This is a genomic window from bacterium, assembly GCA_024226335.1.
GTDB lineage: Bacteria > Myxococcota_A > UBA9160 > SZUA-336 > SZUA-336 > JAAELY01.
Genome location: JAAELY010000140.1, coordinates 1 through 2,204 on the forward strand (window position 1 = coordinate 1; position 2,204 = coordinate 2,204).

General features: G+C 61.5%; 3 protein-coding genes. All 3 read right to left on the bottom strand.

From position 1 onward, the window contains the following. Positions 1-56 precede the first annotated feature (56 nt). Positions 57-791 carry a hypothetical protein gene (locus GY725_06605; GenBank protein MCP4003850.1) on the bottom strand — a complete coding sequence of 245 codons (735 nt, stop codon included), beginning with the start codon at positions 789-791 and terminating at the stop codon, positions 57-59. Continuing rightward, complete coding sequence (locus tag GY725_06610) at positions 788-1,975, bottom strand: ATP-binding protein (protein MCP4003851.1); 1,188 nt, start codon at positions 1,973-1,975, stop codon at positions 788-790. The genes GY725_06605 and GY725_06610 overlap by 4 nt, the downstream gene beginning before the upstream one ends. 4 nt (positions 1,976-1,979) lie before the next feature. Next, positions 1,980-2,204: type IIA DNA topoisomerase subunit B (locus GY725_06615; GenBank protein MCP4003852.1), on the bottom strand; the 225-nt coding region annotated here is incomplete at its 5' end.

The window sequence follows — 2,204 nt, forward strand, 5'->3', positions numbered from 1 at the left end:
CATCAGCGGCTCGACGTAGGTCATTTCGTATCTCCTCCCAGGGTTCACACCCTGGGCTACCTCATTTCGCCCTCCGGGCTCCGGAGCCCCGAAGGGGGCGCTATCGCAGCACCCAGCCCGCGCCAGGCGGTCAACAGGTGACCGAAGCTTTCGAGGTGCCCCGTGTCGTTGCGGCGTTCGACCAGGGCACGGAAATGCGAGGGCTGGCCGAAATAGCCGACGTGGCGTTTACTGTACCTGAAGATCTCGCGGGTACGCCCGACGTTCCGATCTCTGACGACAGCCTTCAGGTAATCGTAGTGAAATTGGGCGCGGGTCGCGTAACCCTCCGGTGCCGGCATGGCTTCCGGATCGTCCCGTCGGACGTCGTAGTGCGCCCGGAGGGCTCGCAGCTCCTCTGTCTTCGGCGGTGGCCGCAATAGAGAACGGTCGCCGAGCAGCCACGTCTCGATGCAGCAATGCTGAACAATCACCGTGAAGGGGAACGGCGGGCTCTGGGCCTGGAGGAATCGCGACGCCCTCGCGTAGCGCTCGTGGTAGCTCTCTTCATCGGCGTCGAGACAGACGAAGAACTGATCCAGCCGGACCCCTGCCGATATCACTCCTTCAACTGAGTCTTGAATACGGTCGAGTATCCCGGGATAGCCGCCCGCAGATTCGAGGACAAAGCTACCGTCAGTCAGCTCGCTCGCGTCCCAGACCCTGTGAAGGTCAGGCAGGGCGTGCTCCAGCCACCGGCGGTATAACCGGGGCTCGGTCCGCTGCCCCTCCAGGAGGAAGTACAGCTTCAAGCCACCCCCTCGACGTACTCCGGCAGGTTGATCAGCCTCGTGAACTTCTCGAGCGAAGAGGCGCGCTCGAGCAGCGCGATGTCCTTGGCGTCGATCACCTGCACCTTGGAACCTCGGCGGGTTACCAGTTTCCAGCGATCGAACGGGATCTCGTTGATCACCCGCGGGTGATGGCTGGTTGCCAGGTATTGAACTCGGTCGAGGCCCTTCAACATCAGACGTGCCACGTCGGGCAGGCAGTTGACGCCGAGGCTGTTCTCAAGCTCGTCGATCAAGAGTACGGATCCTCTCGGCGCCAGCGCCGTCTCGATCAAGAAAGTTAGCGTCTTGACCATCCCTGAAGAGAAGTTCGAGTGGAGGACCCAGCCCTCGACGCCTTGCTCCCTCATGCCCACGGCCAGGTAGTTGGCCATCGTGTCCTCGCCCATATGTGGCCGGACGTCCAGTTCGGAGTAGGTCGCGATCTTCAACTCCTCGACGGTAGGAAAGACGTCCCTGAAATCATCGACGATGCGCGCGAAGTGCTCGTGGTGATCCTCCTGAAGAACGTATAGCCTGGTGAAGGGATGGTGTGATTCCTGCCTCAGCAGGTCTAGTTCACCCTCGAGTTGCTGGCGGAAGGACTCGGCAATCTTCAGCAGATTGAACGGACCAAAAGTACGTGGGGGCTCGAGAGTACGCCACAGACGCAGAACCTCAAGAAGCGGCGAGATCACGTCTTCAGAGCCCAGCAGTTTGATCGCACTCTCCGACTTCGTCAGCTTGGGCAACTGATCGCTTCCAAATTTGAAGACTCCGTCAGTACGTTCGACCAGCGTCTCACCGGCTCTCTCGATGCGCTCGCTGACGAAGTGGGCATCGGTGAGCTGGTCGAGCCAGGCTTCGCGGTCGGAGATTTCGCCGCGGGGGGGGGCCCACTGCGTGACCCTTGTCTCCGCCTCCCAAACGTATTCGGCCTCCTCGCCTTCCTGCTTCGGAAATACTCCCTCTACCACCACTCTCCACTTCGCGCTGGGCCCGCCGCGCGCATCCTTGAGAGCCGCGTTTCGGACATACAGTAAAGCCTCGAGAATCCGCGTCTTGCCCGCCCCCGACGGACCGACCAGGAGGTTGAGCGCATCGAAGCGGACCTCCTCGAGCGTCCAGCCGGCATCCAGGTCTTCGTATGTGAACGAGACGATCATCGACTCATACTACCTCTGCGATCAGGTTGTCGACGATGAAGGATTTGCGCTGCGGCGTGTTCTTGCCCATGTAGAATCCGAGCGCCTTCGACACCTCCCCCATCGCCCGCATGCGCACCTGCTCGAGACGGATGTCGGCGCCCATGAAATGCTTCATCTCGCGCGGCGAGATCTCGCCCAGGCCCTTGAAGCGGGTGGTCTCGGGCTTGGACAGCTCCTCGAGCGCCCG